This window comes from Loigolactobacillus coryniformis subsp. coryniformis KCTC 3167 = DSM 20001 (assembly GCF_002706425.1).
In the GTDB taxonomy this organism is placed as follows: domain Bacteria; phylum Bacillota; class Bacilli; order Lactobacillales; family Lactobacillaceae; genus Loigolactobacillus; species Loigolactobacillus coryniformis.
Window position 1 is genome coordinate 2,697,733 of record NZ_CP017713.1, and the last position, 15,923, is coordinate 2,713,655.

Consider the following 15,923-nt stretch of genomic DNA (forward strand, 5'->3'; position numbering starts at 1 on the left):
AACGTATGCCATAAGGCAACTTTTTCCGCTTGCCCTGTTTCAACTTGGCGGTTTTCGCCTTAATTGAATGGACAACGTTCAGCACATTTAAGATTTTCGGTACGAAAATCAACCACTACGGTGGCGTAGTAGCTATGCTCGGCAAATAATTCACGTAGTGGATTATTGCCGATCTAGGCTAATGCTTAAAAGCTGGGCGCCTTATGTCACATTCTCCTAACTTTTAATACCATTCAGGCTTATCACCATCGGTGTTTGGTTTATTTAAACCAACCGAATGCCGAATTTCTTGACTAGGATCTTGTACTAATTTAGTGACAAACGCCGCGACACTTTTACGTGCGACTTCGGTACCTTTAAAGGACTCGCCTTTTTGGGTTGTTTCATAGTCGATCTCATCCTTGTTGGACAACCAAGCTGGCCGAATAATTGTGTAATCTAGATCAGAAGCTTCGATCACTTTAGCCGCTGCACTATACGTTTGCAAATAACCGCCATCTAACATCTGATGATTCCATTTGCCAAATTCACCGGGAACTTCATCATAAATACCCAATGTAGAAATCCAGATCAGTCGCTTAACGCCAGTCTGTTGCATCGCCGCCACAACTTTAGTCGCCTGCTCTTCAATATTAGCACCAGCTAAATTAGCATAGACAATATCTTGTCCGTGCATCGCCGCCACTAATTGTTCCGGCTTCGTCGTGTCACCATCGATCACCTTTTCGCGATTGCCAGCAACATTGCCGAGCCGTTCAGGACGCCGTAAATACAGTGTTAATTGCGCATCCGTTTCTGCTAAAAGCTGTTGTTCCGCTAAACGAGCGATTTTACCAGCGGCCCCAAGAATCAATACATTACTCATGATATCCTTCCTTCCATTCGTTTGCTCAAACTACATTTTAACTGTAATACTAATAATTACATTTCGCAACTGAAGCGAATGAAAAGCTTTATTTACGTTTAAATCGTTGCCAGCCCAACTGCAGTTTACTACGTAAATGTTGTACCGCTAAATACTGTTGCCGTGTACGTTCCAACCGTTTATAGCGCTGCTGATTCTTTTTATAGAATTCCTGATGAAAGTTTTCCGCTGGCCAAAACTTTTGCGCCTGCTCGATGGCCGTAACAATTGGCTTTTTATATTTGCCTGACGCCGCTAGCGCTTGCTTCGAGGCCATGGCAATTGCTTGCTGCTGTTGATCACGCACGAAAATCACCGGCCGATAATGACTGCCGCGATCATTCATTTGTCCCTGATCATCAGTGGGGTCGATCAGCTGCCAAAATAAATTGACTAGATCGGCGTACTTTACAATGCGCTGATCAAAAATAATTTCCACCGCCTCAACATGGCCGGTATATTGACCAATCACCTGATCGTAGCTGGGATTTTCGGTGTGACCGCCAGTATAGCCCGAAATCACCGCGATGATCCCTGGTCGCGCATCAAACGGCTCAACCATACACCAAAAACAACCACCGGCGAAAATTGCCCGCGCTTCATACGGCTGGTCGGCCGCATAGTGGCGGGAAAGATCAAATTTGGCGGCCAATTCAGGCTCACCGGTAATTTTGTGATAAAAATCAGTCATATCGGGAGTCAGATTATCGCGTACCGCCAAAGGTCGTAAGCTAGCTTCCAACCGTGCCAACTCCGTATTAAAAGTAGCACCTGCAGCAACGGCTTTTTTCAGCTTAACTAGTTGCGCTCGCTCCCAGTCACGAGTTGCTGGGTTGAGGATCAAATTGTAAATGTCATTAAGTTGTGCTTCCTGCACCGGTGTCATGACGCCACCACCTTGTCCGCAGATTTACCTGTATTATCGGTGATGTTGCGCGGAAATGCACTAAATTTGATTGTAAAAAATAGCGCCATCAATTAGGCGCTATTTTACAAACGATTGATTTAAGACTCTTCTAAAACAGGTCGCCGACGATTTTTCGAAGGGTGCCTGGTTCTAAACTCATTGATTTAACACTCTTCTAAAACGGAAACAGTCGTTGATAGCCATGATATTCTGGTTCTAAACTCATTGATTTAACACTCTTCTAAAACAAAAATCAACAGCTACTAATCGCTTATTGAGGTTCTAAACTCATTGATTTAACACTCTTCTAAAACGTACGCTCAATTCTTGGCCGAATATAACCGGGTTCTAAACTCATTGATTTAACACTCTTCTAAAACAGGACTTTTACGATTACGACACGCAAAGTGGGTTCTAAACTCATTGATTTAACACTCTTCTAAAACTATATACTAGGCTCATAAGATAAGGAAAGGGGTTCTAAACTCATTGATTTAACACTCTTCTAAAACTATATAATAAGTCTTGTAAGGTAAAGGAAAGGTTCTAAACTCATTGATTTAACACTCTTCTAAAACACGCCAGGTTGACTAACGCCATAATTTGCCGGTTCTAAACTCATTGATTTAACACTCTTCTAAAACGGACAATTATTTATTGCAACAGCAATCCGGGGTTCTAAACTCATTGATTTAACACTCTTCTAAAACTAGACAAGCCTTAAGCACGCTTAAGCAGCCGGTTCTAAACTCATTGATTTAACACTCTTCTAAAACACGACTGATATGGGTGGTTATGATACTCCCGGTTCTAAACTCATTGATTTAACACTCTTCTAAAACTGATGACGATACCGCTATTATTAATCTGCCGGTTCTAAACTCATTGATTTAACACTCTTCTAAAACAGGAAGGTGAAACTTATGTGGGTACGACAAGGTTCTAAACTCATTGATTTAACACTCTTCTAAAACTACCCTTGGGGTGTTTTTGTGACCGCGTATGGTTCTAAACTCATTGATTTAACACTCTTCTAAAACAGCGTCTCCAGGACTGACGGATCTACCGGAGGTTCTAAACTCATTGATTTAACACTCTTCTAAAACACTGGTAATGTAATCGTGCTTTCATACGTAGGTTCTAAACTCATTGATTTAACACTCTTCTAAAACCAGTCAGGGCGCCTTCAAGCGGCCGTTTACGGTTCTAAACTCATTGATTTAACACTCTTCTAAAACAGTTGCTAAGTCCGATGGGATCAATCCATTGGTTCTAAACTCATTGATTTAACACTCTTCTAAAACAGCTACTGTTTCAGGCGGCTTAGTGACGGTGGTTCTAAACTCATTGATTTAACACTCTTCTAAAACGCCAAGTTATAGATTCCCATTTTGAAATAAGGTTCTAAACTCATTGATTTAACACTCTTCTAAAACACGATTGCCAGAAAATTTTAGAAAATTATGGGTTCTAAACTCATTGATTTAACACTCTTCTAAAACATGGCTTTCCAAAACCAGAATTGATTTTTAGGTTCTAAACTCATTGATTTAACACTCTTCTAAAACAACAGTTCAAAGCTAAAAACCCTAACGTAAGGTTCTAAACTCATTGATTTAACACTCTTCTAAAACTGGCACTCATACTTAATTGTCATTTCTTTTGGTTCTAAACTCATTGATTTAACACTCTTCTAAAACTAGAGGGTGGCGGTTACGATCACGTTCGGTGGTTCTAAACTCATTGATTTAACACTCTTCTAAAACACAAAGATCATGAGCATCGGCTTAATGATCGGTTCTAAACTCATTGATTTAACACTCTTCTAAAACATTAAACATCGATCAACAGCATTTCAAAAAGGTTCTAAACTCATTGATTTAACACTCTTCTAAAACAAATACGATTTAAGAATTTCTGACGAATCAGGTTCTAAACTCATTGATTTAACACTCTTCTAAAACTGACCGATAGGAGCAATTTCCAGCGCTTCGGGTTCTAAACTCATTGATTTAACACTCTTCTAAAACTTGCTGGCAGCCACTGGAATTTTAACCGACGGTTCTAAACTCATTGATTTAACACTCTTCTAAAACCGTTATTTCCACATTATCTTCTCAGAATCACTCATAACGCCAATCGACGTAATCCTGATCAATATAGTAGTACCGGCAATTATTAAATTCTACAGACCTCTGATTTTCTGAGAATTTAATAATAAGAACGGTTAAATCCAATGTTCTGATCAACTCAAATAAATCTTGTAACTCTTGTAATGTAAGATAATCAGAAATGTTCATAAAACCTAAAATACGCTGTTCATTTAATTCTTTAGCTGTTTTTAGAATTGTCTCTATTATACCATAACAGTTAGTTGATAAAGAAGTATCAAAGTGTAGATCGCAAAATTTTAAAACTTTTTCAGTTGCAATTTGGTCGCCGATATTTAGCGGTAGATCCAGCGAGTAAGTCGCTTCAAGTACTACATTTTTTAGCGTACGGCTTTGATCCGTAATAATTCGATTTTGTTCAGCAGTTAAATTTAATTTAATTTGCTTGTACAATTGTGGCAGAAACAATTTATTTAAGTCAGTGCAGATGCTAGCATCACCAAACCACTTCAGTGCTTTGGTCGTACTGATGAGTTCTAAAGTATCATCACTAAAATTAAGATTGTCAGCCATATCCGTAAAATTAATCAACAAATTCCGATAGACCTCATGATTATCAGTCTCAAGAATAGTTGGTACTCCAGCATCAATCGTAAAAGATTTAAATGGGTAATAAATTAATTTCATAGTACAATCGTCCTGTCAGCTGTATTACGCACATCCCGTTTAAACTCACCAGCTAGAAAATGCATTGCGTTATATTGTTTTTCAGTCACCATCATACTTTGGACTAATCCATCTGCCGGCGTAATATCGGTAATTCGTCGCTCCATAAAAGTTGCCGATTGTTTACTGACGCAAACGCGTACATAAATTGAATACTGGATCATTAAAAAGCCTTCATTGATCAATGCTTTACGAAATTTCCGGTAATTTTTACGTTGTTCACTAGTCTCCATTGGTAAATCAAACATGATCATTAATCGCATGACTCGATACCTCATTTAATAACGCCACCTTTATTTCAATCGAATGACTTTGTTCACTTAAATAATTCAAACTGGCTGCAATATACTTAGTTAACGCGTGCCGCAAAATCGTTCTTTCACCGTTGTACATTAATTCGAGGTTAAGTAGATCAACTAAACCAAATTTTATGTCTGGCGTGAAGTCATTGAATCGCTGTTGTGCAACCCAACAATCGATAATTGGCCGGAATGGTTCCATTAAATCAGACCCTAAATTGAACTCATTACCTTCATTGTGGTGATGAATTCCAAATTGGGTCAAATAGCCATTAGCGACGATTTCACGATCAATCGTTGAAAGTAAAATGGAATAACCATAATTTAACGCCGCATTGATCGGACTAAAATCACGTCGTGAGAAGTCATTATCAAACATTAAATTAAAATATTTTCGCGCGACCACGGCTTCACGATTGGTTACATCGCCTAATTCGAGCCTTAATAATTCCACATCCAGGGCAGCTGTTTCCAACTGTAATAACTGACAAACTTGAATTTGCATTGCAATTTTCTCGTGAACTATTCTAGTCCATAGCTGTTCCTTAACATTAGCTTGCCAATTTAGTTGCTGCGTAATCAAGCTCGCATCCCGATTACTAGGATAATAGCCTAATATTTCACAAACCGGTTGGCCATCGCGACCAGTAAAAATAATTTTAGCTTCTGCCTGGATCAACGCATTGATCGCAGCCGTGGTAATAACTGCACTCATTGTGCCAACTAGCAACACTTGGATATCACTAATTGGAATTTGACTCGTACCGTCAATCGTTTGTACGATCAGTTGATGGCTTCCATATGAAACTTTAGCATGTTGCGTGATCATGACTGTACGCCAGCCCATAGAAAATCCCTCCTTGTCTTTAACACAATTGCTTGATATAATCTAGTTGTTTAGAAGACTATCTAAACTTATTGATTTAACACTCTGAGTTAAAATCAAACAAGGCGTAAGCCAAGTTTCATCTTGTGAGTCCCTATGGACCATAAAGGCGCTATTGATCTTCGTGATCAATAGCGCCTTTTAAATTTGCTTAGCGCAGACCCTTAAGATCACGTAAAGCTACCTTTCTTTCGAATAAACCCGATGGAGATTGATGAACTAATATTGCTTTTTCAGTTAATCTAATCCCCGCTTGTTGAGTCATGAATCCTAAATCTGTTCCCAATCCTAGTATTTTTAAGTTTGTTCTAGCTGCATTGGCATGAAATCCAATTAAAATCCGATTTAAAACATCTATCTGTGTGTCGCTCTTCTCTTCAAAACTATCATTTAATTTCATAAATCGATCTCTACCATGACTTAATTTCTCTCTGAAACCATTAGTATCATAAAGTGGAAACCAGCGATTAACTTGTACTAAAATTTCATCAAATACCTGTACTAAATCTACATGCGTAGATAGCTGCTTATTAAGCGCTTTGACAGCTTCTTTAGAAATGAATAGTTCACGAGCATTATATTGATAAGTTGCCGACCCCAACATAAACGGTTGCCCGCCATCAATAACTAACTGATTGAAACCAACCTTAGGCACAACCAATTCGAAACGTTCCACTGTTGTTTTATAGTCACCAGTTTTCTTAACCAGTTTGCGTGTGGTAAATTTCTTAGTCAAATAATCAAGCAACTGTGCTTGGTTAGCTAATTTGGCTGCCATCCTAGTTGGAATACCAACGACTTTATAGTAAGGTTTATCCTTTTTCCACAAACGAACAATACTCATAAACGCACTAGTTGAGCCGGTATAGCCGCCATAAAGTTCAGTCGGCATGTTATCTTTTTTCCGGATCAACTGTTTAGTACCACGTCCGCTAGCTTTATCTTCACTGGCTTTGTAAAGTGTCTGGTTATATAGTGCCCCGGATTTAGTTAAGACTTCATGCACTACCGTTACTTTTTTGAAGTTATAGATTTTATTCATGTAAGCCAGATCACGCTGCTTATCCCAGATAATTTCACCGGTATTAGAATCTATACTTCTGTCCTTATTTTTTAGCTCGTACAAGAAATTAAAATTCTTGAGGTCAGGTAGTTTATTTCCTTTTTGAAAATCACCGTAAGTAAAATACGGTTTCAACTTAGGATAACGTTTAGACAAGAAGATGCCGACAAACGCAGTTAGATAGGCATCAAAAGCATGATGATAGTTGTTCACGTTACGATTTTTCGGAAAATCAAGCTCTTTACGTACCTGATGGGTCATATTCGCTTTGATGGTTACGACTTTCGTTTCTTCACTTGCCAACAAATTAGCCGCCAGCTTAATCACTTGGCGCGTTTCAACTAGCTGACGGTTAACAAAGCCCAGCGGTGCAAATTTACTTAATTTGGTTGGATCAAGCGTCAAATTATCATACTTACGCTTGCTAAGTAACCCGGCTTCCTTTAACTGCAGCCATTTAGCTTGCATGGCTGGTCCAAATTTATAATTTGCAAATTCTGATAGCGGCACTGAATCAGATTTACTGCGATTTAGCTTTTGCGAGACCAGTACGCGATTATCTAGTGAATCATCCTTAATGAAAGATTGCGGTAAGATATGGTCAATGTCGTAATGGGATAATTGATCAATGTTAATTCGCTTACCGGAGTACAAATCAACCCCTCCTTGTAAGAAATACAAGAATAAACGATCTTTAAAATTGACTTTTTGGTCGACTGCTTCTTTTAATTCCTGGCGAACTTCACTATTGATCAAGAATTCGTTACTAATCGTTTGATATAATTTTTCCAGCTGGCGTGAACGTTCAACCGAACGGCGTGGGTTTTTCTCATCTTCGCGGGCAAATTCAATAAAGATCCGCTGCGGTGGTACGCCACCCATTGCCTTCTGAACATCTGCTACAATTGCTAAAACCTGACGTAAAGCCTTTTTATTTTGGGGTGAAGTATATAAATCTGTAATCACATCTTGCGCACCGCGCCGATCAATCAGCTTTTCATTTTCCTTAGTAATTGCTTCACTAAATGCTGCCTGACTAACAATAACCATAAAATTATTTGGTGTATCCCATAACAAATCAATGATCTGCTGACCATTCTGATCACGGAGCCCCGCTAATAATTTACGCGAAAAACGTCCCCAGCCACGATAACGAATACCAGCCAGTTTTTCAATTTGTTCTGTTGTTAACCAAGTAATCTCTGCTAATTTAGTACGGAGGATCTTCGCATCTTCAAACAAAGTCGCCCATTCGATTATTTGTTCAAAATCCACTTGATAGCGTGCTTCATCTAATTGAGCACCAAAAATTTTCCGTAACTCATTTTCAGTCGTCAAACCACTATTAAAGCTAGTTTCGTTAGCTAACCCTTCAATTTTAGATGACTCAGCAAATTCACCAGTCTGAACTAAATAAGATTTAAATTGTTTCTTCGTCACATGCGGTTGCCGTTTAAATAAATCTTGATAAACAGCTTGTTTTTGTTTTTTAGTTAATTTTTGACCATTGACCCGTACATTATTCAATTCATTCAATACGATAAAACGTTGATATAACAAGCTGTGTAATGGTAATACATCTTCAGCCAATAAATAGGTATCTTTAGTTGTCATCCTTTTGATGAAGCGCTCAGCTGAAACGTTGCGGTCGACTTTTTGATCAAAGTTCCATGGTGTGATCGGTCCAGCTTCTTTGCGCGCCATCCAGGCAAAATGCGCATTAGATGTTGCTTGTTGAACTTCAGGTTCGATCAGTGGTCCAACATAATAAGGTACCCGAAAAGCAACTAATTCAGATAGTTTATATTTAGCTACCTTTTGCCGTGCTTGATTAGGATTTAACTCAGCCAACCATGGATAGTAGTCTTTTTGATTATCAATAATCCGTTCCAGCTCTAGTTGATGTAATTGATGCGGAATCGCCCCATTTTCTTTAGTCCGCTGCTTCGGCAAGAATTTTTCTTGATCGATCAACGCCAACATATCTGCCACCTGTGGATCACTGCTCTTTTTAACCGCATTGGTCAACCGCTTATAAAAATCTTCCTGTTTAAGTGGCTTGCTGGCAATACCATTAATGTACTCATTATAAGCTGTTTGTAACACTGTCGCAGTCTTTTTATCACTATGCTGAGCAATCGCCTTTAGTAATTTTAAATCTTGCTTATGCTTCTGGTAGCTATCTACCTTAGATGCTGATAATGTTTTACCTTCAGGAACAATACCATTTAGGGTAATTGCCGCAAAAATCCGTTGTAAAATATCCATAACTTGCTGCTGATTTTCAGTCATCAACGGTTCCAGCTTAGCTAGCTTATCATCAATATCCTCCGCATCAAAAGAGAATTCCCACTCAGTCGTTTCCAATAAATCTAAATTAAATAGTTTATGAAATTTTGCTTTCAAACCGAGGATTGCTTTCAATAATTCAGTCGCAACACTTTTTTGTTGCTTAGCCAATTGCTTATCATCCGAACCGTTATAAAATGACTTAACTAAATCACGCTGCCGCCCCGAACGTGAGATTGTCGTATTCAATAAGGTTGTTTGGAACATTGTACTATGATCCAAGTCGATTTGAAATTTCAATTCAGGGATCACATTAAGTAAAAGCGCATTCAATTCTTCAAAATCACTGTGTAAGTCGATTTTATTATTCGTAAAATTATTGACCGTTCCATTTAGTAGAAAATGACCACGATATTTAATAATATGGTGCATCGCCAGATAAATCTCACGTACATCAAATTGTCGCTTCTCAGTCATTAATGCTTGGCGTAAATGGTAAATCGTTGGATATGCTTGATAAAAATCCCGATCGCTTCGATCATTAAATAAAGAAGCTGTATCTTCATCCCGGTCATTTAAAACTAAATTTGATTCTTTACGACGAATAAAGAATCCGTCATCTTGCGGTAGAATATACGGCTCAAAAAAATCCTGTAATAGGCGTAATCGCCATTTACGACGCTTTAAACGTCGATGGGTTGTTCGAAAAATTCGTCGTTCTGCGGCAGTTGCGCCTTCTTTAAAGACACGAACGCCATAACCGTTTTTTCCTTTGACCTGTAAAATCTTACCATTGTCATCAACAATCGTATATCCAACTGAATTGGTCCCAATATCAAGTCCAACATTATAGTGTAGCGTCATTAGCACTCACTCCTTTTTTCATAAGTATATCAAAATTTACAATTACATTTAACCTAAATTTTTAGTCATAAAAATAGCGGCTCATCACCGCTATTCTCATGAACTCATTGATATTTTACCCCGCGTCGGAATCGTTGCCAGAAGCTGGTGTCGTCCGTTTGTAGCATCAAGCCTTCGTAAATTCCACCGACATACCGCAGCAGCAATAAGATGCTGGCTAGCAAAAGTAGCAACGAGCCACCGATCACCCAGACATTAGCGTTATCATCGATGATGCGTAGTGGCATGAAGTATGAAGAGAAGAATGGAACGTACGACAGGATTTTAACTGTCAGCGCGTCGGCGTTATTTTGGAACGGAATTGTCGCGAAAAAGGCGATCATGCTGAGATAGATCGCTGGTTGTGCGGCTTTTGAAGCGTCCTCGGCTTTGGCAACCAGCGCACCGCTGAAAGCCGACAATATCGTGTATAAGATCACACCTAGGAAAAGGAATAATAAATTAATACTCAACAGATTATGTAGCACTTTACCGATCAACACCTGATTATCTGCTACGATTGCTTTAGTGATCGATAATCGGCTAGCAATCAAGAAACTAGCCCAACCGCCGACCATATAGATCAGTAAATGAGTCAAGATCACCAGCAACACACCAAAAATTTTACCCAGAAAATATTTGCTGGCCGTGGTACTGGAAAAGATAATTTCCATGATCTTGGTGCCTTTTTCGGAGGCAATTTCTGATGCCGTGATTGAAGAATAGGTGATCAGGATCATATAAACCATAAAGACCATGATCCAAAATGAGATCAGACGCACTAGCTTGGCACTGCCAGTTTTTTTATGCACGATTTGTTTTAATCGCGGTTCTTGTTGTAGTGCCTGTAGTTGTGCGGTACTTAAGTTGGCATTGCTTAAATTCAGCCGTTGCTGCTGTTGCATTAAGAATGTGTCCACTTTATTCTTTAAGTCAGTGGCTAATGACTGACCACCGTGATAAGTAGCGGTCACCTGTTGCGGTCCACTTTTTAAAATTAAATAGCCAGTAATCGTTTCGGCGCGCACAGCTTTTTTAGCTGCCGCAACCGTAGTCACACTGGTTTTGACGTCCGCTTTATGTTGATGAATAAATTGTTGGCGCACTGGTTGGTCAGCGATCACGGCGATCCGGTCACTATCTTCGCCGGCAGTGCTACTGAAATAGCCGATGCCTAAGGAGAGGCCAAGCATGACAAATGGCGCCAGCACCAAAGCGACAAAGCTCCACGACTTAATTTGGCGCAGATAAGTTTCAGTGGTAATGATCCATAATTTACGCATTGGCTTCACCTACTTTCATCCGAAAAATCTCATCTAATGTTGGGGCCTGCTGACTGAATTCTTCAATATATTGTCCCTGCGTCAATTGCTGGAAGATTGCCGGACCCGCTGCCGGATCAGCTAAACGCAATAAATAGCGCTGCGCAGTTAGTTGCGTGACTTCGGTAACTTGCGATAACTGTGCCAAGCGGTCCGCAGTCCAATCCGTGGTCACGAATAAATGGTTTTTACCAAACTGATTGCGCACGTCGTCAATGCGACCGTTCAACACCACATGGCCGGTTTTCAACATGATCAAGCGGTCACACAACGCCGTGACATTGCCCATATCATGACTGGAAAAAATAATTGCGGTCCCTTGCTGTTTAGCCATCATAATGGCTTGCTCCAGCAGATCAACATTTACCGGATCCAAGCCACTAAACGGTTCATCCAAAATCAATAACTTCGGTTGGTGGATCAACGTACAGATCAATTGAATCTTTTGTTGATTGCCTTTAGATAGGTCTTTGATCTTATCGCTGCGTTTACCTTTGACCGCAAATTTAGCTAACCAATCGTCAATTTGTGGCCGAATCTCTTTAGCGGATTTGTTTTTCAAGCGTGCTAAATAAATGATCTGTTGCTCAACGGTCAGCTTAGGCATCAAACTGCGTTCTTCCGGCAAATAACCGATCTCATCGAAGACATTTTCCGTGATTGGCTGATTGTTCCAAGTAATCGTGCCATCATATTCGCGCGTTTTATAATCAAGTTAGCCAATTAGATCCAGCTAATTGAAAAAATAAAAAACACCAAGACAAATCTCTGTTATCATTGATGTTCCAACACAAAAATGAAAGAGGTTATTGTCTTGATGCAAGAACAGAATACCACAGTCCGAGAAAAAGGTCACCACCTAACTTCATTTGAGCGCGGCAGAATCGCCACGCTACACAGCCAAGGATACTCTAACCGCGCAATTGCTAGAGTTATCGGCGTTTGTCATCAAACAATCAGTAATGAACTACGCCGTGGTGAGATCGACCAAGTTAAAAAAGTGAACGGTCAACGGCAATATCACCGCGAATACTCGCCAGAAGCGGCACAGGCCAAATACGAAGCTAACCGAATGTCCTGTCATCGACCTTTGAAACTCGCTGGTGTCGCTGACTTTATCCACTACTTTACGGCCCATTTGCACCAAGACGGTTGGTCGCCTGATGCCGCGGTGGGCCGTGCTAAACTTGAAGGCTTATATCAACCTGAGGAGATGGTTTCGACCAAGACGTTATACCACTATATCGATGCGCAACTACTTGAAGTCCGTAATCTTGATCTGCTCGAAAAAAACCGGCGCCGCACCAAACACCACCATTCACCCAAGCATAAGCGTCTGGCCGGACGAAGTATCGAAGAGCGACCTAAAAGTATTGATCAGCGCCAAGAGTTCGGTCACTTTGAGTTGGATACCGTAGTCGGTAAACGTAACGGCCAAGAAAGTGTTATTCTAACGCTGATCGAGCGCCAATCTCGCTGTCAGATCCTGCGTTTGATTGATGGCCGTGACACCGATTCAGTCAACTACGAACTGGCTAAGATCTGCCAAGAATACGGGCACATCATGAAGTCCGTTACCGCTGACAACGGGGCAGAGTTCGCAGCGGCGGGGACGGTGCTTGACGGCGTTGCCGACCTTTATTATGCCCACCCTTACCGCTCTTCAGAACGAGGCACAAATGAGGCGCATAATCGAATGATCCGTCGTGATGTGCCTAAGGGCCTGTCCATGGATACTTTAGGCCCTAGTGATATCCAAGCAGTGGAAGCCAAGCTAAACAACTTACCACGCCGGCAGTCAGGTTACCAAACCCCAAAAGAGCTTTTCTCCGCTGCCGCTGGCTAAAGATTGAATCTTTAAAATATGAATATCAATGAAAATACTGTCTTGCCGGGATTTATTGCGTGGCTAATTTGTTCTTGCAATTTGGGGTGCCATCATATTTTAAAAAACCTAAAATACTGTGAAATGTAGTTGATTTACCGGCACCATTTTGGCCGATCAAACCCATGATCTCACCTGCTTTGACGTCAAAACTAACGTCCGTCAAGGCTTGTAATGAGCCGAATCGTTTCGATAAATGTTGAATCGCTAACATAAAATACCTCCCTCATCATAACGTATACCCATTCCCGATTATACCGGATTCCATGTAAAAAGTGCTATCAATTCCAGTACTTACTTGAGTAAACTAAATTTCTTAGTCAAGGCCCGTACCGCCTCAGCTTCACCAGAAATGGCGATGCCAACTGGCTGTAGATCAGCCATTTTTTAGTGGTGATCAACGCAGCATATTCCGCAAATCGATCGTTTAACGCTTGTCCAGTTGCCGTGAAAACCACACTGTACATTTCCGGATGCACCACCAATGCCGTGGCTAAATTGGTGATCTGGCCTGCGCCACCTTTTAAAATTACTGTGCTGTATTTGATTCCTGCATGACGGACTTGATCCTGATCGATTACCGGTTTGGTGGCAAATAGTTTTGGCGTGATCTGTGCCAATTGCCCCATTAAAATTGCCGCTACATTGCCAACTTAGCCAATCGAGAGCTTTTTGTCTAAGACCAAAACATTTCGTTGCATTCTGTCATCACCTTTCACTTTGGCTTTAAGCATAGCATATGTAGCTTCCAACTTGAATGCGTTTTCTTGTGTTGCTCATTTGGATGCGTTATATTTTAGTTGCAAAAGTACTGACTTACGAATCGAGGTCGAACGCGATGCAAGACACAAAATATTCCTTACTCGATATGTTTAAATTTGTTTTTAGTGAAGTGCTGAAAAAGCGCTGGCTATTAGTACTGAACGTGGCCGCACTGACTGTGATCACGTTGCTACAATTTGTGATTCCGCAGATCGAGCAATTTATTATCGATAAAGTGATCCCGCAACACAACTATAGTTGGCTATTTGCTGTGATCGGCTTATTGCTTGGTGTCACGTTGTTTCTCGGTATCGCCAATTATTTATCTACCTATTATATGACCATCATGAGTCAAAACGCGATCACCGAGTTACGCAATAATCTATATCAGTACATTGTGCGCTTGGATACGGCCTTTTTTGAATCCAGCAAAACCGGTGACTTAATGACCCGCCTGACCAGCGATATCAACAACCTACAAAATTTGATCTCCGCCAACATGCTATCGATGATCGGCAATCTCTTCACTTTAATTGGCGTGCTCGGTTTGATTTTTTACATTAACTGGCAAATGGCCTTGGCGGTCAGCCTAACCTTTCCCTTAATGTTCCTCATTTATCGCGTTTTTCGTAACCGTATCCAAGAAGCATTCCGCAAAGCACGGCTCTCCCAAGCGCAAATGTCGAACCAGATGCAGCAAATGTTGACCCAGATCGACTTGATCAAAGGCTACACTAGCGAAGAGCTTGAATCGCAACGCTTCGATCGCTTAGCCCAAAATTATCGTCAAGATATGATCAACGCCGGTAAAAATCAAGCAATTTTTTCACCACTGATCGATAGCATTAATTACTTGGGCATCGGAATTATCATGAGTTTAGGCGCTTACTTCGTGATCCACCGCCAGATCACTGTCGGGGCACTAGTGGCGTACTTAAGCTATGTGGCAATGATTCAAAGTCCGATTCGCTCGTTCACTCGGCTCCTGAATCAGCTGCAACAATCGCTGGTTTCCTATGGCCGCATCCAATCGATTTTAGCGATCAAACCACAAGTCAGTGACGGTCCGGACCCGCAACCATTTCCACAATTGCAGCACGGCATCACATTACGCGACGTCAGTTTTAATTATCACCGAGATACGGCTGAAGAAAATCGTGCCGCCACGATCAAACAGGTTAGTTTTCAGATTCCCTTTGGTAAAACCACAGCACTAGTCGGCCATTCTGGTTCTGGTAAAACCACGCTGACGCGGCTGATCACCCGCTTGTACGATCTCGACGGTGGCGATATTTTATTTGATGATCACTCGATCAAAAGTATCGGCCTACAATCACTACGCCAAAACATCGCTATTGTGACCCAAGACGTTTTCATCATTGACGGCACGATCCGCGATAATATTGTCTACGGCCGGCCCGATGCCAGTGATGCTGATATTTGGCGTGTCGTCGCTTTAGCCGACTTGACTGATTTTATCCACCAGTTGCCCGAACAATTAGCTACCCAGGTCGGTGAACGTGGCGTCAAACTTTCCGGCGGTCAAAAGCAGCGCCTGGCCATCGCTCGAGGGCTACTCAAGGATGCGCCGGTGATCATTCTAGATGAAGCAACGGCTAGTTTAGATAACGAATCGGAAAAAGCGATCCAGCACGCGTTAGATAATTTACTGAAGTCGCGCACAGCTTTGGTCATCGCCCACCGCTTATCGACGATCCATAATGCCGATCAAATCGTTGTCCTCGATCACGGTACCGTGGTCGAACAAGGGACTCACGACCAGTTGATGCAACAAGCCGGCGCCTACGCCCACCTCTACAACGCTCAATTCGAATAAAAATGAGCACTAACTGGTGACTGACTGCC

10 protein-coding genes, 2 pseudogenes and 1 CRISPR repeat array are annotated in these 15,923 nt (G+C 41.1%); of the genes and pseudogenes, 2 read left to right on the forward strand and 10 right to left on the reverse strand.

From position 1 onward, the window contains the following. Positions 1 to 223 precede the first annotated feature (223 nt). From LC20001_RS13070 to LC20001_RS13105, 8 genes and pseudogenes are all read right to left on the reverse strand, one after another. Entirely contained in the window at positions 224 to 865 is a 642-nt protein-coding gene (locus LC20001_RS13070; RefSeq protein WP_010009265.1) for an SDR family oxidoreductase, read from the reverse strand. Between the two features lie 88 nt (positions 866 to 953). Then, positions 954 to 1,790, reverse strand: coding sequence for a peptide-methionine (S)-S-oxide reductase MsrA (msrA, locus tag LC20001_RS13075; protein WP_010009266.1), 837 nt, complete (start codon positions 1,788 to 1,790; stop codon positions 954 to 956). A 167-nt stretch (positions 1,791 to 1,957) separates the two neighbouring features. Next, a CRISPR array of direct repeats spans positions 1,958 to 3,907; the repeat unit is 36 nt; unit sequence GGTTCTAAACTCATTGATTTAACACTCTTCTAAAAC. 27 nt (positions 3,908 to 3,934) lie between these two features. Further along, complete coding sequence (gene csn2, locus LC20001_RS13080; RefSeq protein WP_010009267.1) at positions 3,935 to 4,609, reverse strand: type II-A CRISPR-associated protein Csn2; 675 nt, start codon at positions 4,607 to 4,609, stop codon at positions 3,935 to 3,937. Further along, positions 4,606 to 4,911, reverse strand: a complete 306-nt coding sequence (gene cas2, locus LC20001_RS13085; RefSeq protein ID WP_010009268.1) for a CRISPR-associated endonuclease Cas2 — start codon at positions 4,909 to 4,911, stop codon at positions 4,606 to 4,608. The genes csn2 and cas2 overlap by 4 nt, the downstream gene beginning before the upstream one ends. After that, positions 4,889 to 5,794, reverse strand: a complete 906-nt coding sequence (gene cas1, locus LC20001_RS13090) for a type II CRISPR-associated endonuclease Cas1 (protein WP_010009269.1) — start codon at positions 5,792 to 5,794, stop codon at positions 4,889 to 4,891. Before cas1 ends, cas2 begins: the two co-directional genes overlap by 23 nt. A 190-nt stretch (positions 5,795 to 5,984) precedes the next feature. Beyond that, positions 5,985 to 10,049 carry a type II CRISPR RNA-guided endonuclease Cas9 gene (gene cas9, locus LC20001_RS13095; protein WP_010009270.1) on the reverse strand — a complete coding sequence of 1,355 codons (4,065 nt, stop codon included), beginning with the start codon at positions 10,047 to 10,049 and terminating at the stop codon, positions 5,985 to 5,987. A 104-nt stretch (positions 10,050 to 10,153) separates the two neighbouring features. Beyond that, on the reverse strand, positions 10,154 to 11,371 hold the full coding sequence (locus LC20001_RS13100) for an ABC transporter permease (protein ID WP_010009271.1): 1,218 nt from the start codon (positions 11,369 to 11,371) through the stop codon (positions 10,154 to 10,156). Further along, positions 11,364 to 12,107, reverse strand: a pseudogene (locus LC20001_RS13105) (ABC transporter ATP-binding protein); the annotation flags it as partial. The gene LC20001_RS13100 and the pseudogene LC20001_RS13105, both read right to left, overlap by 8 nt. A 120-nt stretch (positions 12,108 to 12,227) precedes the next feature. On the opposite strand from LC20001_RS13105, the gene LC20001_RS13110 reads away from it, so the two are divergent. Continuing rightward, positions 12,228 to 13,256, forward strand: coding sequence for an IS30 family transposase (locus LC20001_RS13110; RefSeq protein WP_169925060.1), 1,029 nt, complete (start codon positions 12,228 to 12,230; stop codon positions 13,254 to 13,256). A gap of 88 nt (positions 13,257 to 13,344) precedes the next feature. Here LC20001_RS13110 and LC20001_RS13115 read toward each other — a convergent pair. Continuing rightward, positions 13,345 to 13,509, reverse strand: a pseudogene (locus LC20001_RS13115) (ATP-binding cassette domain-containing protein); the annotation flags it as partial. Positions 13,510 to 13,615: 106 nt separating this feature from the next. Beyond that, positions 13,616 to 13,924, reverse strand: a complete 309-nt coding sequence (locus LC20001_RS13120) for a hypothetical protein (protein WP_010009274.1) — start codon at positions 13,922 to 13,924, stop codon at positions 13,616 to 13,618. Positions 13,925 to 14,133: 209 nt separating this feature from the next. On the opposite strand from LC20001_RS13120, the gene LC20001_RS13125 reads away from it, so the two are divergent. Further along, positions 14,134 to 15,894, forward strand: a complete 1,761-nt coding sequence (locus LC20001_RS13125) for an ABC transporter ATP-binding protein (RefSeq protein WP_010009275.1) — start codon at positions 14,134 to 14,136, stop codon at positions 15,892 to 15,894. Positions 15,895 to 15,923 lie beyond the last annotated feature (29 nt).